Here is a 20,852-nt window from a genome sequence, read left to right on the forward strand (position 1 = left end):
GACGGAGCATCCAATGAGCACGCCGGAACAGAACATCGACTCAGCCAACAATTTCGCGAAGGTCTTCTCCACGGGCGACGTGGAACGGATCCTCGACACTCTCCACCCTGAGGCGACCTATTGGGTGTCCGGGGGTATCGACGGGATGTCGGGAAGCTATGACAAGGCCGGTCTCGGTGCGCTGCTGAGCGGGGTCACTTCCGTGTACGAGAACGGTGTTCTCGAGATCACTCCGACTGCGGCGATCGCGCAAGGCGACAAGGTGGCCGTCGAGGCCACCTCGTACGCGAAATTGAAGAACGGCAAGGTCTATCAGAACCAGTACCACTTCCTGTTCAAGTTTCGCGACGGGAAAATCTTGTCGGTCAAGGAGTACATGGACACCAAGCACGCATATGACATTTTCTATGCCTGACAAAAAGTTTCGCACCAGCACCGGGCAATCGACCACAAATTCGTAGAAAGGCAGTTCACGATGGCAATGGAAACAGGACTCATCGTCCACCCTTACATGCGCCCCGAGCGGACCGCGCGCCAGACGTTCGACTGGTGCGTACAGCAGGCCATCGAGACCGACAAGATTGGCTTCGACTCGATCATGTTCTCCGAGCATGCATCACAGCGTTGGGAGAATATCCCCAACCCAGAGTTGATCATCGCAGCAGCCGCACGCCAGACCGAGCGGATCAAGTTTGCGCCGATGGCTCACATCCTTCCCCACCACAGTCCGGCGAAGCTCGCGATCATGGTCGGCTGGCTGTCGCAGATCCTCGAGGGCCGGTACTTCCTCGGCGTGGGTGCCGGCGCCTATCCAGACGCCTCGTACATTCATGGCATCAAGAACGGTGAAGACACGCAGTTCACCAACGAGATGGTTCGCGAGTCCCTCGACATCATGGAGAAAATCTGGAAGCGCGAGCCGTTCTTCTACGAGGGACGCTTTTGGAACGCGGGCTACCCGGAAGAGAAGCACGGCGACGAGGGCGACGACCAGCACAAGCTGGCCGACCTCAGTCCGTGGGGTGGTGCACCGGAGGTCGCCGTGACCGGATTCAGCGCCAAGTCACCGTCGATGCAGTTTGCGGGCGAGCGTGGATTCCGACCGATGTCGATCTTCTCCGGTCTGGACGCCCTGAAGATGCACTGGGACATCTACTCCACTGCCGCGGAGGCCAATGGGCACGTCGCTGATCGCTCGCGTTACCACGTGTCCCAGACGGTATTCGTCGCCGACACGGACAAAGAGGCGAAGCGGCTCGTGATGGAAGGGCCGATCGGGTACTGTTTCGAGCGCTACCTCATTCCGATCTGGTGGCGATTCGGCATGATGGACGGCTTCATCAAGGACGCCGGCGCGGACAGGGCCGACGTCGACCTCGAATGGGTTGTCGACAACGTGTTCTGTGTGGGCTCACCGGACACCGTCGTGGAGAAGATCAATACGTTGTTCGAGGCCAGTGGCGGATGGGGCACCCTGCAGATCGAATCCCACGACTACTCCGACGATCCGGCGCCCTGGTTCAATTCGCTGGCAATGATTCAGGAAGAAGTGGCTCCCAAGATTTCACTTCCTACAGCGGTGACGGCGTAGTGCGCGGTTCGAACGAAGCACAGAAATGACGTAGCGGTGATGAGGGCAAATCGCCCTCATCACCGCTACGTCTCAGGGGAACAATGCATCATCTCCGATGAGACGCCGGTGGGTATTCCCGGCCGGTGATGCCCTATCGACGCTTCGTCGCGAGACGAACGAAATTCGAGCAGGCATCCATCGGATCCCGGTGCCCAGAACATCGATGAATGTCCAGGGAAATAGAACCGAGTGTGACTGTCAGTTCACAGCGACCGTCTCGTGCGTGCCCTCCACATGCACGTTCGGGACGACCTCCGTCGCGAACAGGCGCAGTGACTCCACCCACGGTGCCGGATCATCCAGAGCGTCATGGGTGTTGACAGCCAACTGACCATACCGGAAACCTGCCAGCTCGAAGGTCTTCTCGATCTTGGCGATGACGGTTTCGGGGCTACCGCACAACCAGACGTGGTCGGCCAGGTAGTCCAGGTCGACATCGTCGATGTCGACCTTCTTGTCTGCATCGTCGATGAAGCCCTGAAGAATCCGGTACTTCTGGTAGACCGGCATGAGGTACTTCTTCCACGCGTGGCCCAGGGCGCCGTTCTTGGCCTGCTCCTTCGCTTCCTCGTCGGTCTTTGCAACGTACACGTCGCGGGCGATCTTGAAGTTCGCACCCTGCGGCGTTCCACCGATGGATCGGACAGCCTCGGAGTACGTATCCCACTGCGACTTCAGTAGTGCAGAACCGCCGTAGAAGGAGATGGGGGTCCATCCGCGTTCGCCGGCGAGTCGATGCGAGGGGGAGTTCTTGCTCAAACCAGTGACAGCAATCTCGAGACCGTCTGCGCCGCCGTGCGGCGAGTGATCTGCAGTCAGATGGTATTCTTCACCCTCCTTGACCTTGAACTCACCATGCGATGCGACGCTACCGGGATCGATCTGGCTGTCGAGGCGGGCTGCCTTGTAGTACTTGCCTTCGAAGTTGAAGGGTTCCTGGCGCCACACCTTGTCCATCACTTCGAGCCCCTCCATCAAGCGAGGGTGCGCTTCGGACAAGTCGCCGGGCTGACCACGCAGTACGGCCTCGTTCTCCCAGGATCCGGCCCCAACGCCGAGGAAGTATCGGTCCTCGAGCAACTGAGATGTGTACCCGACCTGGATCGCGAGTGTCGACGGGTTGTGGAGAGGCACGATGTGCGCCATTGGTGCAAATCGCATGCGTTCAGTGATCTGCGCTGCCGCGACGATCAGCAGTTCAGGGTTGGGGATATTTTCCCACGCCTGCATGCCGTGCTCGCCGATCATGAAGTCGCGATAACCGAACTTGTCGGCGGCCGCAGCAAGGAGCAGCGAGTACTCGAACGTCTCCTTGTCCTTGCGCCCGGGGCGCATGTACGGAGTGTGAAAAATTCCGCATTCCATCTTTGATCTCCCAATCTGGTGTCATCGTCGAGGTATCGATTTAGGTCGTGTTGACAGTGCCGTGCATTCCGGTCGGATCACTCTCTGGAATGAGCCTCCAGTCGTTCGGTCGCTCGTTGCGGGATTGCATCATTCATGCGAATCCGTATGTGTTCGTGTCGGCCTCATCGGTGATGGGCAGGAAGGCATCGCGCACGGGCTCCGTGCATATCGGCGACTCAGCACGGCTGTGTCGTTGGTGCGCACAAGCCGATCACCGCACATCCAGATTAATGGTGATCGCGATCACGGTCAACTGCCACGTTGACGTTGATTTTCGTGCTCGAGAAGTATGAGCTCTATGCATTGCACCCTGCAACCCCGTCAAAGCTAGTCGCGAAAATGTCCTTGTAACAGAAGTATTTGATTCGGCTTACAAATAGGGCGAGTCCGGCGTTGAGTCATCAGGCGACGCTCATCAATGATCGAGTTCGTACCACGTCAGCCGAGAGTGCCGCGATCAGTTCTTCCTTCGATGCGAAGGCTGCCTGCCCACGCATCCGATGCTCCAGCTGCACAGTGATCGTGAGGCCGTAGAGGTCGCCCGAGAAGTCGAGCAGGTGAGCCTCGAGAAGCCTTACCCCCGACCGCCCGTAGAATGTGGGTCGCCGGCCGATCGAAATGGCGGCGGTGAAATCCGAGCCGTCCGGCAGGAGGCACCGACCGGCCCACACTCCGTCTGCAATCGAGTTGGAATCGTCTAGCTGGAGGTTTGCAGTCCGGAACCCAAGCTCTCGGCCGCGCTGATCGCCCCGCACAACCATCCCGACGACGTGGGTGGACTGCGCGTCGTTCTCCGTCATGGATTGCGAGCTGGGTAGGTGGCTGTCGGGCGAGACGGAGCCGAACGGCCCACTACTTATGCTCATGCCGAAATGCCACATCATCGTACGAGCCTCTGGTGAGAAGTTGAGCAGAATCGGCGAGCGATATCCGCATTCCCGCACGACCTCGACTAGGTCTGCATTGACGTCGGCCAGCCCCACTGCGCCGTTGCTGTGTCGCGCCACAACCACTGTGCCGTAGCCATTTTCGGCTACCTTGGCCAAGGCGGCAGTGGCGATGTCAGGTGTCAGGTGCGGTGCTGGGTCGACTTCGCTCTCCAAGCACACGACGGGCGTGCCGAGGCGCGGGGCGGAGTCGAGGGAGTATGCGACATATTCGGAGTCGGTGACGTCGCTGCGGTATCCGACGCAACGGACCTGTCCGAATGTGGACTGCCGCATGAGCGTGAACTGTGTGTGGAGATGCGATTCGGCCATTCGCCGGTAGGTGACTACGTCCTCGATCGAGACAACACCCATTCCGTGGGCGGCGGCGAACCGCTGTGCCTCCTCGGAGCTGGAGATGCAGGTGGGATCATCCTCGGAGACCAGGGCAGTGAAGGTTCCGGCCTGACGGAGGCCTGCCACGCTGACCAGGTCGACTGCGGCTTCCGCAGCAGTTCGCCGCGCCAGGACCCCGGCAGGATCCGTACGCACCGGCAGCACGTGTCCTGGCCTGGTGAATGCATCGGCGGCACTGGACCCGTCCGACAGCATAGTTAGCGTTCGGGCCCTGTCTGCGGCCGATATACCGGTGCCCGGCCCAACGGCATCGACGCTCACGGTGTACTCGATGCCGGAATGGTCACGGTCCTCGCCAACCATCCTGGTGAGCTGAAGACGGTCGCATTCAACAGCAGGGAGCGCAGCACAAACCAGACCGGAGCCGAACCTGACCAGGATTGCTATTGACTCGACAGTTGACTTCTCCGCCGCAAGCAAAATATGGGCGTCATCTGTCGGATTCGCACCTGTCAGCACAACAGGTCGTCCGGCGCTGAGATCGGACACGGCACGTTGCACCCGAGTGGTCGGACAGTCCATCGTCGGCCTCAATTCTTCCAGGGTGATTGCCAAAGCACTGTGACGAGCGTCGCAAAGATCCTCGCCGCTGTCAACATCAACGTGGACATTGAAATGTTTCCGGGGATCGCCGCGCTGCGGCCGTACAGGAGATGTGCCCGTGCCGTAGGCCCGAGCGAGTGCAGCCTGGTGGCACGGAAGATCCGAAGTGGGGAAGTGAGGGGCGTATCTCGATGTCCAACTAGGACATGACAGGGGATGTGTCGCCCTGTGCGAACCATCTTTGGATGGCGTTGGTGAAATCAGTTGGGTCGCGTGCGCGCACCGGCGACAAGCTTCGGCTGTGTAGATGCGCTCGGGCTGCTCTACCGCCTGATAATCAGTGCATTTCCCTGGCCACCGCCGCCGCACAGCGCTGCAGCGCCGACGCCACGGCCGCGACGCTTCAACGCCGCAGCAGCCAGCTCGTGCGAGCGCGCAGCGAAGGCATCCTGGCCCGCGCGATCCAGGTCGGTACCCTGGACGTAGCGGTCGGTCGCCTCGCCCATGGAGACTTCGTCGAACGCGCAGATCAAGGCATCGCGGTCAAGTGCGTCTTCGAGAGATGCTGCGCCGTACCGTAATCCGCCGCGTGCTCCACGCACGATGTAGGGAGCGCAGGTCATCGACTCCATACCACCTGCGACGACGATATCGGCCTCACCGGACTTGATGAGCCGGTCTGCGTCGATGATTGCCTGCAGTCCGGACAGGCACAGGTTGTTAACCGTAACCGCTGGGGTGGTGAGTGGAATGGACGCCGCTGCCGCTGCCTGGCGTGCAGGGTTAGGCCCAATACCGTTCAGTTAGTGATGGTTGCGATACGATGAGGTGTGCCTCGGAGTGGATGGGTGAAGCCGGTCTCGGATCGGCGGTTGTCGGATGTGGTGTCGGTGGGGTTGCTGACCAGGGTGTTTCCCGCGTCCTTGGTCGATGAGGTGATCGCGGAATGCGGTCGCAGGGAGCAGCGAAGTCGCACGTTGACCGCTCGCGTGACGGCGTACTTCTCGATCGGCATGGCATTGAATTCGCAAGGCTCCTACGAGGAGGTCTTCGAGCAGCTCACCGACGGTTTGTCGTGGTCGTCGGGATGGTCACAGTCCTGGTCGCCGCCGACGAAATCGGCCATATTTCAGGCCCGTTCACGTCTGGGATACGAACCGGTGCGGGAGCTGTTCCGCCGTGTCGCACGACCTCTCGCCGACACGGGTACACCAGGATCCTGGCTCGCCGGGCGCCGGTTGGTGGCCCTCGACGGGACCTGCCTCGACCTGCCCGACACCCCGGCCAACGCCGAGCATTTCGGGCGGCCGGGATCGAGTCGCGGCGAGCAGTCCGCGTTCCCGCAGGCGCGGTTGGTGGCGGTCGCCGAGTGCGGCACCCACGCGGTCTTCGACGCCGCGATCGGATCGTGCCGCACCTCCGAGCGGGAGCTGGCGCACGATCTGATGGACACCCTCGAACCCGGGATGCTGCTGCTCGCCGACCGCGGCCTGTACGGATTCGACATGTGGACCCGGGCCGCCGCCACCGGCGCCGACCTGCTGTGGAGGGTCAAATCGACCCTCTCGCCTCGGCACCTCGAGACCCTCGACGACGGATCCTGGCTGGCGCAGATCATCCCCACCTCCGGAAAGAATCGGCGGCAACGAACACCGCTCACGGTGCGCGTCATCGACTACACCCTCGACGACGGGCGGGAGAACCCCGAGCAGTACCGGCTGCTGACCACGATCCTCGACCCCTCCGATGCACCTGCAGAAGAGTTGGCCCTCGCCTACGCCCAACGGTGGGAAATCGAGAACACCCTCGACGAGCTGAAAACCCATCAGCGCGGACCACGCGCCGTGCTGCGGTCGAAGGCCCCACCATTGGTGCAGCAGGAAATCTGGGGGCACCTGTGCTGCCACTACGCCATCCGCACGCTCATGCTCGATGCCGCGACCGCCGGCGGTCACGACCCGGACCGGGTCTCCTTCGTCGCCGCCTTGCGGATCGCCCGACGATCCCTGTCCCACAGCTCTTTTTCCCCCTCATAACCACAACGCTGCCACGAGATTGTGGAACCACGGCATCGACAAATTATTGCGCCGAATCAACCCCGCACGCCGCCACCGCGCCAACCCCCGGGTCGTCAAACGCAAAGTCCTCAAGTGGGCAGCCAAACGCGCACACCATCAACACCATCCACAACCCACCCAGCCGCCGAAATGCACCATCCTTGTTCACTAACTGAACGGTATTGGGGTTAGGCCCGACGCCTGCCTGGACGACATTGCCCAGGATGACTGCATCCACCGCGCTCCTGTCGACCCCTGCCCTCGCTAGGGCGCCGCGGATGGCATGCGCTCCGAGTTCGATGGCATTGAGCGAGGCAAGCGCCCCGGCCGGCTTTCCGATGGGGGTACGAGCGCCGGCTACCAAGACCGTCGGTGTCACGTGCGTCTTCTCCGAGTTTTCTAGGCTGGCAAACCAACCGTTTGGTCGAGGTCGATCGTGGCTCTTCTTCTGTCTCGTCGTTTCGCGGACCGACCCGGGGCATAGGGTCCAGGTGGCAACCCACAGGCACACGCGGTTCCGGGCCTGTGGGTTGCCAATACTCTCCGGTTACAGGACTGCGATCAGGCGCGCGTCCGTTACACCTTGCTCCAGGCGGCGCAACCCTTCGGGAATGTCGTCGAACGCGATTTGCTCGGTGTTGGGCCGAACCGATCCTTCCGCGACAAGTGCGAGTATCGCGCGTGCTTCCTCCTTCGTTCCATTGGACGCGCCTACGATGCGGACTTCTTTCATCGTGATGTTGGGAATGGACACCGATGATGTCGCTACCCCCAGGCCCACCTCGACGATGCGGCCACTGTGGCGAATGGCATCAACCGCGGAACTCAGCGTTCCGTCGGCGCCCGCGAAGTCGATGATCAAGTCCAATTGCTCGGACTCGAAATCGCGGATGTCCTTCGAACAGGCCTTCGCACCCAGCTCGCGCGCGAGTGGCCACCGCGACTCGTTGAGCTCGGAGACGAACACGATGGCCCCTGCCGCTAGCGCAATCTGGACCCCGAAGTAGCCGAGACCGCCGAAGCCGATGATGCCGACTTTCATCCCGGATTCGACCCGTCCAGCGGTATGTACTGCCCGGTACGCCGTCCGTCCGGAGCAGGTCGCCGGCGCGGCATCGCGGAATGAGAGCCCGTCGGGCAGTTTGACCGGGAGATGGGCCGGGACCTTGACTTTCTGTGCGTACCCACCGTTCAGCGCGGTTCCTGGCCCATCGGTAGTGGCAGGCACTCCGACGCGGTCACCTGTCGCGAACTCGGTGACATCAGATCCGACTGCGGACACGGTACCAACGATCTCGTGTCCGAGGATGATGGGAACGTGCCCCAACAACTCCGTGATGGTCCCGTCCATGAAACCGATGTCCGAGTGGCATAGTCCGACGGCCCCGGTATCGATGATGATGTCGGCGGGTCCGGGCTCTGGGTCAGCCACGTCGACCTTGCGGAGTGGCTCGTCTATCGCTGTGAATTGCCATGCCTTCATCTGTTCAGAAGCCTTTCGATGTCGATGTGTGCGAGGACTTCACCACTGCAGCGGCAAGCTGACAACGGCGCCAACGATTCCAGATCGGTGTTCGATCTTCTCTCCGGGAACGATCTCGAAATCCGGAATACGGGCGAGCCACTCCTTCAGCGTCGTCGTGATCTCCTTCCGGGCGAGGTAGGAGCCCGCACAGTGATGCACTCCGTGGCCGAAAGTGAAGTGTTTTGGATCCTTTCGACGCAGGTCAACGTCCATGGGACATCCTGTCACCTGCGGATCCAGTCCGAAGAGCATCGTCGGCACGGCGACCATGTCGCCGTCGAGGAGGGTGGCTCCGTCCATCTCACTGTCACCGTTGATGATTCGAGCGTCGGCCACCAATCCGTATCGACGCAATAACTCCTCGGCCGCGTTATCGATGAGTTCCGGATTATCGACGAGTGTCTTTCGATCGGAGGGGTTCTCGGCAAGATGTTGCATCATGAAGCTGAGAAAATTGACGACAGTGTCCAGTCCTGCAAGCAGAAGCAGCCCACAGATTCGCAGGCATTCGTCCTGTGTCAGCGGGCGTCCCTCGACGGTGCTCGTGACAACCGCACTGATCGCGTCCGGACCGGGGTTCTCGCGTCGTTCGTTGATAACGGGCCCAAGGTAGTCGAAGAAAAGGTTCGTTGCCTCGGTCATCGTCATCGTACCGTCGGGTCGCGTCATCTGGTCCGCGATGAACTTCAAGCGAGCCGAATCCGAGCTCGGCAGGTCAACCAGACGCAAGAACACCTCGACCGGGAAGATCTCGGCGAACGCCTTCGTGAAGTCGCACTTGCCTTCGGCGACGATCGACTCGATCAGTCCAGCCGCGATGCCTTCGATTTCGCTCTCGATGCGGCGGATCGACCCCGGGCCAACGGCGGCGTTGAGCACTTTCCGGTACGGCCGGTGCTCGGGCGGGTCGAGAGAGGTGGGTATGAAACTGTACTGCTCGCCCGCTTCCTTCGGCAAGAAGGGACACTTGCTCGAGAAGGTCTCGTGGTTCTCGAATACCTCCTTGATGAGGTTGCCGCGCACAGCGATCCAGTGCCCACCGTTGCGTGGCGTCCACACCAGGCCGTGGCCGTTGTCCTGCAACCCGGCCCACGCAGCCTGAAGGCCGCTGCTGATGTCCCCCGGCGCGAACATGTCGAAATCGACCACTCGCTCTGGCGGTACGTTGCTGGGAAGGTTTTGGGTGTCGATGCTGGTCGTCATGGCATATCCTTCTGGTTGGTGTGAGCGATTTTGGTAGTCACCACTGTTCGGGTGCGACTCGAACGATGAGTGAAGCCAAGTCGTCACGCATGACCACCTGGCAACCGAGGCGGCTGTTGGGTAGGACTTCGGACGCAGCGTCACCGAGCATTTCGTCCTCGTTGGCGGTCTTGGGGGGCAGCTTTTCGAGGTGACTCTCCACGTACACATGGCAGGTGGCGCACGATGCGCTGCCCCCGCAATCACCGACGATCGATTCGATGCCATGTGATACAGCGGCTTTCATGATCGAGGTTCCTACCGGTACCTCGACTTCCTCCAACTCCCCGTCGGGGCAGATGTAGGTGACGGTTGGCATGGGTTGTCCCTTCATAGCGCTTCGATTGATTGATCGCTCAGGCGTGAATCGTCTCCACAATTCGCCGTTTACCCGACTGGAACGCGGCAGCATGGTTGATGGCATCTACTGCGATGAGTCGACCGTCTCTCAGATACTCGACTGCGAAGGAGGTGCCCTCTGAGTCGTCGATGACTCGTGTCTCGTCATATCCGGTGGAGAGCCCAACGATCTTCAGGCTGTGCTCGTACTGATTCGACCAAAACCATGGAACTTGCCAGGGTTTCGGTTCTCCACCGGTCAACGTAATTGCAGCGCGGCGGGCATGTTCCACAGCATTGGCGACTGATTCGATTCTCACGCGGCGGTCGTAGAATCCACTGTGGAAGTCCACGCAGTCCCCTAGGGCGAGGATGTTCGGGTCGCTGGTAGTCATCGAATCGTCGACCACGATTCCGTTGCCGATCTCCAGACCAGCGTCGCTGGCGAGTTCGATATTGGGCTCCAACCCGACTCCTACTATCAGATTGTCGACATGGTATTCAGTCCCGTCAGACGTCGCGACACGATCTACTCGCCCGTCGGCACCGAACGACAGGCTCTTGATCGTCGTGGAGGTCAAGATCTCCACTCCTCGTTTGGCATGTTCCCGTTCGAAGAACTGCGAGACCACCGGTGCCGTCACCCTCGCGAGAACGCGGGGCGCGGCTTCGAGCAGGATCACTCTCTGGCCAGCCTTCACTGCGGCTGCGGCCACTTCCAGTCCGATGTAGCCGGCGCCCACGATCATCAAAACGTGCCCGGTTTGAAAGCAGGAACGCAGTCGCGCGCAGTCGTCGAGGGTGCGCAGCTCATGGACGTTGGTGGGCCGTGTGTCGAGTTGAGCAATGAGCGGGAGCTCGCGGGCGTGGCCTCCGACCGCCAGGACCAGACGATCGTAGGAGAGGCACTGATTCGCATTCATGCTCAAGGTTCGAGCAGTTGCGTCGATGCCATCGACGCGACTTCCCAAGCGAAGGTCGACGTTCTTCTTGGCGTATAGCGGTGCGCCTTTCAACGGATCAGGGTCAGCGAAGACGGCGTCCATCTTCAAGAGGTCCTTCGACAGCGGCGGCCGGTGGTACGGCGCGTAAGCCTCATCGCTCAGGACAACGATTTCACCTGTCCAGCCTGCGCTTCGGGAAGCGAAGGCAACCTCGGCGCCGGCGGTGCCACCGCCCACGACGACAAGTCGCCCTCCCACGGCGGTCTGATTTTCGCTTGTCACAAGTCACACTCCATCTCGGTGGCGGTTCCTCGGGCGTCCTCGGCCCACCCGTTCAGCGCGTTGAAGGCGAACGGAGTCTGTGTTCCGCCGCAGCTACCGCGTGTGAGTAGAAGTTGTTCCGACACTGGAGACTTTCTCCTTCATTCGCGGGCGGCCAACGAGGTGCGTGTCACGAGCGCTAATTGCCGTTCAGCCTTCGTGGTGTCGCAGTGGCGCGTTGTCCGCTTCGCTGATCTGGGCGGCACCGGATACCTCATGCTGTTCGGCGGTGGGCCGTCAACGGTGGAGGCCACGAGTACCGGCGTCCTCGGTGGGTTTGAATTCGGGAACGGATTCGGTCGAGGGCAGTTCCCGAGTCGATGTCGATCTATTGGGCTATTACCAACCTAGGCGTGCAGGCTGTCGATTGCATCGGGCGCTCGGCACACAGATGGCTCGGAATTTTAGTCTGTGCGCCCAATCACAGTCTTCGCGCAAAGTGGGCTCGGTCATATCGGGCGGCGAGGGGTCATGGAGAGGCGTGTCCTCGCCTGGACAGCGAAGAGCCCGTCGACTGATGCGCAAGCTCATTCTTGCCTTAGTACTGCCGCCCCAAGCCAAAAGGCCAGTTCCAGTGCGTTTTCGAGGTCCAGCCTGTGATCCCGTACGGGGTACCCGAGCTGGTCTTCGATCTTCTTGAGCCGGTAGACGACAGAGTTCTTGTGCATGTGCAGCGCGTCAGCGGTAGCGGCGTAACTGCCGCCCGTTCGTAGAAACTCTCGTAGTGTCGCACGCAGCTGAGCGGCGGCGGTGTCGTCGACTCCGAGGGGACCCAGGATGTCGGCCACCCAGGCTCGGGTTGTGCTCAGGTCGTTGCACATCAACGTCACTGCTCCCAGGTCGCTGGCGCATACGATTCCTGGACCAGACGATTCCGACGCCTGCACGACGATTCTGGCGAGATCGGCTTCGTTGTGAGTACGCACGAACCCCTCGACGCCGTCGCGAGGCTGCCCGATTGCGACGATGACAGGACTGTCCCAACGGCGCTTGACAGCGCTCAGACGTTCACTGTCGACGGTCTCAGAGTTGCCCAGCGGCAACCACGCTCGTGCCATGTGCTCGTCTCGTGCCTCGAACAGAGGAGGTGCACAGGTGCCAAGTTGGCATGCAAGAGCAGTTGCGGCCGATTCGAGATGCGCTAACCCCACTTCGGGGCTCTGCGTGCGGTCGCTCCACGCGATGATGCCGAGATGGAATTGGCCGAAGTGGTATCCCAACAACTTCTCGGTCGGTTCGACCTCGACAGGGCGATTCGCAAGAATATCGTTGATTCGTGCTGATCTGGAGGCGCTACGACGCGATCGCCAAGCGTCTCGCTCGAATTCGTAGGTGGACAACAACTGTTGGGCGATCAGGTTTACGTGGGCGGATACCAGGGTTGTGATCTCGAGTGCGGCACCAGCGGTGACCGTTGCGCTTTCGCTGCGAAGGGCTAGCTCCTGCAAGCACCAGCGAACGACACTGTCTTGGTACAGCCGGTATGCATGCTCGAGAGCTGTAATCGGGATGTCGCGCTGCGCGAGCAATCGAGCTAGCTCGGTGGCGGGCCCCGACGGCCCTACCTGTTCGATTTCAATGTCGTGCCGCAAGATCTCCATTGTAATGGCGAAGTTGTGGGCTGCACCGGCATTCAACTGGTCGAGGATCGGTTGATCGGCGGCGAAATATTCGATCTCAGTGATCAGGCGCGCGACGATAGCGCCAGCAATCTCGCTGAGGCGGGCGTCGGCAACGGCCGTGATCGCTGAGACTATCTCTCTCACTTGCGAATCAGCATGGTCCGGTCGGCTGCCTTCGACAGGGTCAGGCAATTTCGCCACCCTTAGTCTGCCGTTCCGATTCGGAGTCTGTGCGTTCGGAGGTTAATCGCTCGAGTGGTCAATGTTGGCTTTCGTTCATCGCAGAGTGTGGGCGAGCAGCGTGCAGAGTGCGCGTTTTCGATTGAGAGCCGGCGATTCAACGATGTCACGCTCGTACGGCTTTGCGACGGTGTTGCAACCTGTCGGTCTTGCCCCATGCTGCGCGATGCGTTCGGGCGTGTTTCTGCTGAGCTGCGCTTGTAGGGAAACCGGCATTTTGACCATCGCCTGCGATTCTAGAATCGGCAACCTCCTCTTCTTCGGACGTGACGGGCGCCACAGGTGATCACTGTAGGCTTTTCAGGCCGTCACCGTCAACGTCAGGGTTGATTCGGGCTGTGGTCGGCATGCATTCGCGGTGACCTAGAGGTCGCCGCAGGCGCCTACGCAGCGTGGGGTCATTGAAGCCTGCGGCAGTGCCTTCGGCGCAGGTCAACGCGCGAAAATGTGATCAGCCCCCTCGTAGACGACATCTCCGATGCACGGCTCTGGTTGGCCGGAGCCTCCGCGGCATCGACTGCCTGCACTGGGCGTGGTGTGCACCGAATACGTGCCGCGGTCCTGGCACCCCAGACGACTCACCAGCCCCCGATCAGGCGCTGGTCCTTCGTGATTCGGAGGCCTCAACCGGGTTAGTCGACGAGAAGGGTGCCACAGACAACCCCCAAACACGCCGGCGGTGACCCCGTAGCCCGAGCTGCAGCGTTCCCGTGCGTGTGTACCCGGCCAGAGCCATACCTCGTCGCGGTGTGCGAGAGCCCTCAGGGTGGTCCTCGGCCAGCTTGATCCTGATTACGGTGTCGGTCAGGTGGTGCAGTCCGCGCTCTGCGCGCGAGATCATCGAGATGGGAAGATGCTCATCCGCGAGGCGGCGGAGGATCTGGAGGGTGTCGGCGAATGTGGCTCGATTACGACCCGGTCAGCTCGCCCTTCGGCAGCAACCGCACGTCGCCGGCCAGCGCCCCGGCGATCGCCACCCGCGCTTGGGCGCCGGATAGTTGGCCTGGGACGTCACGTTGGATCGATGCTCCGAGCCCAACGCATGGGAGTCCCTTAGGGGTGATGAGGAGCCCTTCCGCAATGCCCACGCGGCCCTGCGGCGTGAACAGTTCCATGACGGCCGCGCGGCGCCGACCTGGTGGTGAATCGGCCAGTGTGGTTTGGCGCTGCTCGACTGCCCAGCCCAGGTGGGGGAGGCCTGACCCGCGCCGACTCAGACGGGCGTCAGCACTCGGCGGCTCGATAACGGCGATTCTCCGCAGTAGCGTGCTCATGCCTGCCCCAGACGGCAGTTGCACGTCTCGCCGCAGCGGACCTCGAGGCGGTCGGATGTCGTAGGCCTCCGCCCGCGTATCACACGCGCATGTTTCACGGTCGTCATGCTTGACTGTCCAATGGTATTGGAGTGCAGTCGAGTCCGCTCCCAGGTAGTACGTTCGGTGTGCGGTCGGCCTAAGCGTCGGGGTTCAACGCACCCTCGAAGAAGAGGCTGCAGAAGGCGTCGATGGTCTGTTTCGCATTGACCTTGCGCGGTCCCGGCTTCAACCACCGATGGGTCCAGTTGATCATCCCAAACAACGCCTTGGCCATCAGTGGCGTCGGGATGTCAGCGCGGAAGGTTCCCTCGGCGACAAGCTCCTCGAGCAACTCGGAGACGATCTTCTCGAACCGCTTGGTCTTCCGGAGCATGTCCTTGGCCCAGGGCGTCGACTGGAACTCGAGCTTCGCCATGTCTTCCTGGATGTACAGGTAGACGTACGGGTAGTTGTTCTCGTACGACAGCAGCTGGAGTTCGACCAGGCGGCGGAGTTTCTCGGCGGGGGATAGATCGAGTGCCAGCACAGCTTCCGCAGCCTTGATGTTCTCGTCGAGGACGCCGCTGACCACATCGTGGAAAAGCGCCTGAAAGAGCTCCTTCTTGCTGGCGAAGTAGTAGTAGATTGACGCGCGGTCGGTGCCGAACCGTTCCGCGATGTCGTTCAACGTTGCGGCTTCGTAGCCCTTCTCCTGGAACACGATGGCGGCATCCCGCAGCAACTCGCGGCGTTTTGCCTGGTAGTTGGGACTGCTTTCGTTCTGCGCGCTACGCCGGCGCCGGCTCATCCCGCTGCTGGTAGTCACTGTGGTTCTGGGCACCTACGGAATGGTACGCGTATCCCGCCCGAACTGCTATCAACGTTGACGTCAATCAACTTCAACGTTGACAAAGCGGGCCTCCGTCGCATAACGTCGGTACAACCACCGCTTTGGCTGCTATAGCTCCACACTAGTTCCATGAGTGAGGGTCCATGACGTACAACGGCGACTGGTGCGAGGTGACACCCGTCGGAGACCTCTTGGTCCGCGGTGCCCACCGTCATCCTCATCAGGACCTGATCGTCTTTCCCGGCAACCGCTACACCTACGAAGTGGTCCTCGACCGTGCCACCCGTGTTGCCAGGGGCCTGCTTGCGCTCGGCGTGCAGCTCGGTGACCACGTCGGACTCCTCGCCCCGAACGGCATCGAATTCGTGGAGGGCTTCTTCGGCGCCGCCTTGATCGGCGGTATCGTGGTTCCGCTCAACGCCCGGCACAAGGCAGCCGAGCTCGCGTACATCATCGAGAATGCCGATCTCAAAGTGCTCCTCACGCTGGCAGGAACCGATGAGTACGTCGACTTCGTGGACCTTGTCCATGACGCTCTCCCGTCCTTGTCTGGGGCGGCGTGCACGTCACGGCTCGCGCTCCCCGAGGCCCCACTGTTGCGGGGCGCTGTGCTCATGCGGGGTGAGGGCAAGGCCGGTTTCATCGGGCGATCAGAGTTCGACCACCTGGCCGGACGTCAGACCTGCGATGACGTGGATCAACAGCGGCTGCGTGTGCGCGTCCGTGACACCGCGGCGATCCTCTATACATCCGGGACGACAGCACACCCCAAAGGCTGCATGCTCTCGCATGAGGCGTTGACTCGCGGTCCGGTCGATCGTGCCGCGAAGCGGCTGACGACCGATGGGCGTCATATCAGCTGGGCTGCTGGACCGCTCTTCCACATAGCAGCTCTCGCACCATTGCTGGGAGCCATTGGGGCGGGTGGTACGTACCTGACCGACATCTACTTCGAGCCCGGGCGGGCACTCGAGCTGATTGCACGGGAACGCCCCACGACCGCCTGGCCGTGGTTCCCCGCCTCGATTCAGGCTCTGTTGGATCATCCGACGTTCGATGCCCGGGTCTTCGCCTCCTTGCGCTATCTGTTTCTGATCGGGCCGCGCGTTCTCATCGAGCAGGTGCAGCGAATGTTTCCGGCCGCCGAGTTGGTGGCAGCGTGCGGGATGACGGAAACCGCGGGCATCTACGCCCTGAGTGAGCGGTCGGAGACCGTCGCCGACCGATCTGGAGCGCAGGGAAAGCCGGCGCCGGGGATCGAGGTACGCATCATCGACCCTGATACCGGCGCCGAGCAGCCGATCGACGTGCCCGGGGAGATCCTGGTGCGTGGCTACTGTGTCACCGAGGGCTACTACAAGGATCCGGTCAAGACCGCCGAGGCTCTCGACGCGGGCCGATGGCTCCACACCGGCGACCTGTACAGCCGCAGGGAGTCCGGCTGTCTGGTCTTCCACGGACGGCTCAAGGACATGCTCAAAGTAGGTGGAGAGAACGTCGCCGCCATCGAGATCGAAGCGTTTCTCTGCGAGCATCCTGCCGTGAAGACCGCCGCTGTCATCGGACGCCCCGATGAGCGGCTCGACGAGGTTCCAGTGGCATTTGTCGAGATCCGAGCGGGTCACACACTCCGAGCGGATGACCTGATCGAGTTCTGTCAGGGAAGGATCAGCAATTTCAAGATGCCCCGTGCTGTGTACTTCCTTTGCCCCCATGAATGGCCGATGTCCGCAACCAAGATCAACAAGCGCCAACTGCAGGCCCGACTCGCGGAACTGACAACCGAAATGGACGCCTTGTAGGAGGACTGCATCAAACTTCAGCTCAACGGTCGCGATCATTCATACTGTCGAGCGGAGCGTCTGTCGCGTTTCGGCGCCGTCTCACTATGTTCCGACGTATTCGGTTGAGGGACACTAACGTCGCAGCGACCCGGTTGGGGCATGAAGTCGGCGAGAAACTCGTGTGTGATGGCTTCTCTCTCCCAGAGCATTTCCGCGCTCGCCGTCAACTCCACGGTGGTGTGGAGGACGAGCGCCCTGTCAGTAGTGACGGAGGAACTCGCCTTTCCGGCCACTGACGCGATGCACGAGCACCGCTATCTTCCGGACTGGCGTCGCAACTACAGACTCCCGTCCACCTCGGTTTTTTTGACGAAGGGCAGCGTGGTGCACCGCTCGCGGTGGTTTGCTCACCCCTGTAGCCGCGCCGCACACACACCTCGGATCGCTGCGCGCGTTTTCTCGGAGGTGATGGATCGGTCCGCGTCGAGTATCCGTGCGAGCCTGTTGAAGTAGGTCGGTGCGTCCATACCGAACTCCTCGAAAATCAGTCTGCTCGAGCCTCCGCCGAAAGGGTGCCAGCGCAGCGCGAATTCCAGCATCTGGCGTTCGAAACGGTCATTGGCGTCTGCGAGCACGTGCGATCTCCGATTCTTCGCGATGCGTTTCGTATTCGAGAAACGTCTACTCGGGAGCGCCGTTTTCGTCTGGCGCGGTGGAGGATTGATGTTCCGGCGAGCGAGCGTTGCGAGCCAGCGCTCGGATATTGCGCACATCACTGTCGAGGGCCGCAATCAGCTCTTCTTTCGACGCGAAGGTGGCCTGGCCGCGGATCCAGTGGTCCAGCTGCACGGTGATCTCACGACCGTACAGATCTTCCTGGAAGTCGAGTAGATGCGCCTCCAGTAGTCGTGGTCCCACGCGCCCATAGAACGTAGATCGTCGCCCGATCGACACGGCCGACATCACAGATCGTCCGTCGGGGAGAACACAACGACCAGCCCACACTCCATCGACGAGTTCCGTGTAGACGTCCTCGTCGACCACCAGATTGGCCGTCGGGAAGCCCAACTCGCGGCCTCGCTGATCACCGTGTGTGACCACGCCGCGCACGGAATGAATCGACGTCGAGGTCGATCCCATTGGCGATTTCGTTGTGGGAGCCGCCGCAGGATCGTTGGCCGGATCCAGCACGGCAGCGATCCCGAGATCGCACAGAGCGACGTGGAGATCTGCTGGTGATGCGAGCAGGCGGGGCGCAGTAATCCCCAATTCGCGAAGGATCTGCGCGATATCGGCGTTTCTGCCTACCCGCTTGCGGTCACGCTCGTCTGGCGTGAGCGTGAAGGAGTCAATGTCGTTCATGTTCCGCTCCACAACAATTGCGCCGCCACCGTGGCTGGCAACGAACGCGAACATGTCTTGCAGGCCCTGGTCGACGGGGGATGCGTGGGGCGCGTAGTTGGACTCTCGGTGTACATGCACCAGAGGGGTGTCGATGGTGTGCGGTTCTCCGATCCGGTAGGCGACATAGTCGAACCCGGTGGCATCACTGTGGAAGCCAGACGTGCGGAGATCGCCGTACGGTCCAGCGTGGGTCACAGTGAAGGTGGTACGAACATGCAGATCAACGGCTCGACGATAGAGAATGAGATCGTCGGCGGTCACCCAGTTCAGTCGGTGAACCTTGGCAAACTGACGGCACTCGTGTGCGCGCGCATTCTGGGTGGGGTCCTTCTCCGAGACCAACGCCGCGAATGCGCCCACCCGCCGAAGTCCTGCCGCCCGATTGAGATCGGTGATCACTTCGGCTGGGCCCGGATAGGCGAGTACACCACCGTCGTCTACGCAATGCGGAATTATATGGCCTGGTCGGGTGAATTGGCGGGCTGTACTCGCGGGGCTGGCCAGCTGCCGAAGAGTGTGCGCTCGATCTGACGCTGAGATACCGGTGCCGACGCCATCGATTGCGTCGACCGCCACCGCATACCAGCCACCGGATTGCTGACGGTCCGTTCCCGCCATGGGCGGGAGGTCGAGACGGGTGCATTCACGCCGTGTGACGGCAGCGCAGATGAAGCCGGAGCTGTGCTGGACGAGGAACGCGACAGAAGCCGGCCATGCCTTCTCCGCGGCAAGAAGTAGATATCCATCGGGATCACCGGTCGGGCCGGGCGCAAGCACGATGGGCCGGCCGGCAGCGAGGTCGGAGAGGCTCTGTTGTACCCGCGTCATCGAACTAGCCATATCGGTGGATCTCCATTCTCTTGCTGCCAGCGGTAGAAGGAAATATCGGAGACTGTGTTACTGCCGAACTAATGCGCGGATTCCTTCTGTGACAAGGATCGCAACTTTTCCGAATTGAGTCAACATCAACGTAGATGTTTAGATTGGGCTGGCGGTTTGGGGGTCGTATGGGGAGTCCGAGTTGCCATTGCAAGGTGCGTGCTCGTCGAAAGGGCTGGGTGGTTGCTGAGGGGTCGGAGATTGCATTGACATCTCGCCGTCGCGGGCGTGGTCTATTGCCTAGGTCGGCGCGAAAGGTTGGTTGGCACGCTAACCTGACGCCCCCGCCGAAGAACTCGGCGGCTATCGTCTCATTGCCGCCGTCTCACAAGGCCCCCGCACAGAAGGTAGTAGGGGCGCTCCGCACAGGCGGTGCGCTTCAGCATGAGGCGGCCCACCGAGGTCGCCGGAAACGAAGGATGCGAACTGTGGAAATTCAGGGAACCGCCGCACTGGTCACCGGAGCAGCCTCGGGCCTCGGTGCCGCCACCGCCAAGCGTCTCGCCGACGCCGGAGCCACCGTGTTCGGACTGGACCTGCAGCAGTCCATCGAACGCGCCGGCGACACCGTCCCCGACGGCGTCACCCTCCTCGCCACCGACGTCACCAGCGGCGACGAGGTCCAGGCCGCGATCGACACGATCGTCGAGTCGGGCCTGCCGCTGCGCATCGTCGTCAACTGCGCCGGCGTCGGCTGGGCCGGCCGCATTCTGTCGAAGAAGGGCCCGCACGACCTCGAACTGTTCCGCACCGTCATCACCGTCAACCTGCTCGGCACGTTCAACGTCCTGCGCCTCGCCGCCGACGCCATCTCCAAGACCGACACCGTCGACGAGTCCGGGCAGCGCGGCGTCATCGTCAACACCGCATCCGTCGCCGCATTCGAGGGCCAGATCGGCCAGATCGCCTACTCCGCATCCAAGGGCGGGGTGCACGGCATGACCGTCCCCGCCGCCCGCGACCTCGCCCAGTTCGGCATCCGCGTCAACACCATCGCCCCCGGCATCATCGACACCCCCATGCTCGCCGGTGTCACCGACGAATACCGCAAGGGCCTCGAAGCCGGCGTGCCGTTCCCGTCCCGCCTCGGACAGCCCGCCGAGTACGCACAACTCGTCCAGATGATCGTCGAACACGACTACCTCAACGGTGAGACCATTCGTATGGACGGCGCCCTGCGCATGGCGCCGCGGTAGTACGAACGTCGCTGCCTGGCTGTGGGTTTCGGTTTATCGTTCAGTGCTGTGACGTGGCGGGCCGGTCGAACGTTCGACACGACGGACTCATCTTCCGTCACAACTGGATTCGCCTCGTCCGCGCAACTCCGATCGAGATCCGGCGGCACATCTGTGAACTGGACGGGCTTGTAGGGAGGCCTACTCCGACGGGCTCACGCCCATGCGGCTCGTTCGAGTTGTATCTGA

The 20,852-nt window shown here is 61.7% G+C and carries 17 protein-coding genes and 1 pseudogene; 5 read left to right on the forward strand and 13 right to left on the reverse strand.

The window, feature by feature from the left end; genetic code table 11:
* Nucleotides 1-13: 13 nt before the first annotated feature.
* Together CJ179_RS13510 and CJ179_RS13515 are read left to right on the forward strand one after the other, a co-directional pair.
* Entirely contained in the window at nucleotides 14-415 is a 402-nt protein-coding gene (locus CJ179_RS13510; RefSeq protein ID WP_095861873.1) for a nuclear transport factor 2 family protein, read from the forward strand.
* 60 nt (nucleotides 416-475) lie between these two features.
* Nucleotides 476-1,591: an LLM class flavin-dependent oxidoreductase gene (locus CJ179_RS13515; protein WP_095861874.1), complete on the forward strand. Its 1,116-nt coding sequence runs from the start codon at nucleotides 476-478 to the stop codon at nucleotides 1,589-1,591.
* Nucleotides 1,592-1,831: 240 nt separating this feature from the next.
* Here CJ179_RS13515 and CJ179_RS13520 read toward each other — a convergent pair whose 3' ends face one another.
* From CJ179_RS13520 to CJ179_RS13530, 3 genes are all read right to left on the reverse strand, one after another.
* The gene (locus CJ179_RS13520) at nucleotides 1,832-2,998 is read right to left on the reverse strand and encodes an LLM class flavin-dependent oxidoreductase (RefSeq protein ID WP_095861875.1); all 1,167 of its coding nucleotides are present in this window, start codon (nucleotides 2,996-2,998) and stop codon (nucleotides 1,832-1,834) included.
* Between the two features lie 443 nt (nucleotides 2,999-3,441).
* Nucleotides 3,442-4,872 carry a 3,4-dihydroxy-2-butanone-4-phosphate synthase gene (locus tag CJ179_RS13525; protein ID WP_257015488.1) on the reverse strand — a complete coding sequence of 477 codons (1,431 nt, stop codon included), beginning with the start codon at nucleotides 4,870-4,872 and terminating at the stop codon, nucleotides 3,442-3,444.
* Between the two features lie 377 nt (nucleotides 4,873-5,249).
* Nucleotides 5,250-5,729, reverse strand: a complete 480-nt coding sequence (locus tag CJ179_RS13530) for a beta-ketoacyl synthase N-terminal-like domain-containing protein (RefSeq protein ID WP_143548897.1) — start codon at nucleotides 5,727-5,729, stop codon at nucleotides 5,250-5,252.
* A gap of 27 nt (nucleotides 5,730-5,756) precedes the next feature.
* On the opposite strand from CJ179_RS13530, the gene CJ179_RS13535 reads away from it, so the two are divergent.
* Nucleotides 5,757-6,962 carry an IS4 family transposase gene (locus CJ179_RS13535; RefSeq protein WP_095861877.1) on the forward strand — a complete coding sequence of 402 codons (1,206 nt, stop codon included), beginning with the start codon at nucleotides 5,757-5,759 and terminating at the stop codon, nucleotides 6,960-6,962.
* Nucleotides 6,963-7,005: 43 nt separating this feature from the next.
* Here CJ179_RS13535 and CJ179_RS54005 read toward each other — a convergent pair whose 3' ends face one another.
* From CJ179_RS54005 to CJ179_RS13575, 8 genes and pseudogenes are all read right to left on the reverse strand, one after another.
* Nucleotides 7,006-7,221, reverse strand: a complete 216-nt coding sequence (locus CJ179_RS54005) for a hypothetical protein (protein WP_373560150.1) — start codon at nucleotides 7,219-7,221, stop codon at nucleotides 7,006-7,008.
* 3 nt (nucleotides 7,222-7,224) lie between these two features.
* Nucleotides 7,225-7,494, reverse strand: a pseudogene (locus CJ179_RS54010) (hypothetical protein); the annotation flags it as partial.
* Nucleotides 7,495-7,530: 36 nt separating this feature from the next.
* On the reverse strand, nucleotides 7,531-8,466 hold the full coding sequence (locus CJ179_RS13545) for an alcohol dehydrogenase catalytic domain-containing protein (RefSeq protein ID WP_095861878.1): 936 nt from the start codon (nucleotides 8,464-8,466) through the stop codon (nucleotides 7,531-7,533).
* 39 nt (nucleotides 8,467-8,505) lie between these two features.
* A complete protein-coding gene (locus CJ179_RS13550) occupies nucleotides 8,506-9,711 on the reverse strand; it encodes a cytochrome P450 (protein ID WP_095861879.1) in 1,206 nt (401 codons plus the stop codon).
* A gap of 37 nt (nucleotides 9,712-9,748) precedes the next feature.
* On the reverse strand, nucleotides 9,749-10,069 hold the full coding sequence (locus CJ179_RS13555; RefSeq protein ID WP_095862659.1) for a 2Fe-2S iron-sulfur cluster-binding protein: 321 nt from the start codon (nucleotides 10,067-10,069) through the stop codon (nucleotides 9,749-9,751).
* A 37-nt stretch (nucleotides 10,070-10,106) separates the two neighbouring features.
* Nucleotides 10,107-11,315, reverse strand: a complete 1,209-nt coding sequence (locus tag CJ179_RS13560; RefSeq protein WP_095861880.1) for an NAD(P)/FAD-dependent oxidoreductase — start codon at nucleotides 11,313-11,315, stop codon at nucleotides 10,107-10,109.
* Nucleotides 11,316-11,881: 566 nt separating this feature from the next.
* Complete coding sequence (locus tag CJ179_RS13565; RefSeq protein WP_143548898.1) at nucleotides 11,882-13,177, reverse strand: CdaR family transcriptional regulator; 1,296 nt, start codon at nucleotides 13,175-13,177, stop codon at nucleotides 11,882-11,884.
* A gap of 1,491 nt (nucleotides 13,178-14,668) precedes the next feature.
* The gene (locus CJ179_RS13575) at nucleotides 14,669-15,352 is read right to left on the reverse strand and encodes a TetR/AcrR family transcriptional regulator (protein ID WP_257015489.1); all 684 of its coding nucleotides are present in this window, start codon (nucleotides 15,350-15,352) and stop codon (nucleotides 14,669-14,671) included.
* A gap of 152 nt (nucleotides 15,353-15,504) precedes the next feature.
* Here CJ179_RS13575 and CJ179_RS13580 point away from each other — a divergent pair, with 152 nt between their 5' ends.
* On the forward strand, nucleotides 15,505-17,163 hold the full coding sequence (locus CJ179_RS13580) for a class I adenylate-forming enzyme family protein (protein WP_095861884.1): 1,659 nt from the start codon (nucleotides 15,505-15,507) through the stop codon (nucleotides 17,161-17,163).
* Between the two features lie 389 nt (nucleotides 17,164-17,552).
* Here the strand turns inward: CJ179_RS13580 and CJ179_RS54015 are convergent, their stop codons facing one another.
* Nucleotides 17,553-17,918 (reverse strand): DUF3263 domain-containing protein, encoded by a 366-nt coding sequence (locus CJ179_RS54015; protein ID WP_095861885.1) that lies wholly within the window; start codon nucleotides 17,916-17,918, stop codon nucleotides 17,553-17,555.
* Nucleotides 17,827-19,377, reverse strand: a complete 1,551-nt coding sequence (locus CJ179_RS13590) for a 3,4-dihydroxy-2-butanone-4-phosphate synthase (RefSeq protein WP_179377581.1) — start codon at nucleotides 19,375-19,377, stop codon at nucleotides 17,827-17,829. Before CJ179_RS13590 ends, CJ179_RS54015 begins: the two co-directional genes overlap by 92 nt.
* A gap of 479 nt (nucleotides 19,378-19,856) precedes the next feature.
* Here CJ179_RS13590 and CJ179_RS13595 point away from each other — a divergent pair, with 479 nt between their 5' ends.
* Entirely contained in the window at nucleotides 19,857-20,624 is a 768-nt protein-coding gene (locus CJ179_RS13595) for an SDR family NAD(P)-dependent oxidoreductase (protein WP_072938731.1), read from the forward strand.
* Nucleotides 20,625-20,852 lie beyond the last annotated feature (228 nt).

This window comes from Rhodococcus sp. ACS1 (genome assembly GCF_002300155.1).
Lineage (GTDB): Bacteria > Actinomycetota > Actinomycetes > Mycobacteriales > Mycobacteriaceae > Rhodococcus_F > Rhodococcus_F koreensis.

Excerpts from the sequence above, each read along its gene's own strand:
- CJ179_RS13520 (WP_095861875.1), bottom strand. The coding sequence starts at position 2,998 with ATGGAATGCGGAATTTTTCACACTCCGTACATGCGCCCCGGGCGCAAG.
- CJ179_RS13510 (WP_095861873.1), top strand. The coding sequence starts at position 14 with ATGAGCACGCCGGAACAGAACATCGACTCAGCCAACAATTTCGCGAAG.
- CJ179_RS13545 (WP_095861878.1), bottom strand. The coding sequence starts at position 8,466 with ATGAAGGCATGGCAATTCACAGCGATAGACGAGCCACTCCGCAAGGTC.
- CJ179_RS13550 (WP_095861879.1), bottom strand. The coding sequence starts at position 9,711 with ATGACGACCAGCATCGACACCCAAAACCTTCCCAGCAACGTACCGCCA.
- CJ179_RS54015 (WP_095861885.1), bottom strand. The coding sequence starts at position 17,918 with ATGTGCGCAATATCCGAGCGCTGGCTCGCAACGCTCGCTCGCCGGAAC.
- CJ179_RS13515 (WP_095861874.1), top strand. The coding sequence starts at position 476 with ATGGCAATGGAAACAGGACTCATCGTCCACCCTTACATGCGCCCCGAG.
- CJ179_RS13580 (WP_095861884.1), top strand. The coding sequence starts at position 15,505 with ATGACGTACAACGGCGACTGGTGCGAGGTGACACCCGTCGGAGACCTC.
- CJ179_RS13590 (WP_179377581.1), bottom strand. The coding sequence starts at position 19,377 with ATGACGCGGGTACAACAGAGCCTCTCCGACCTCGCTGCCGGCCGGCCC.
- CJ179_RS13555 (WP_095862659.1), bottom strand. The coding sequence starts at position 10,069 with ATGCCAACCGTCACCTACATCTGCCCCGACGGGGAGTTGGAGGAAGTC.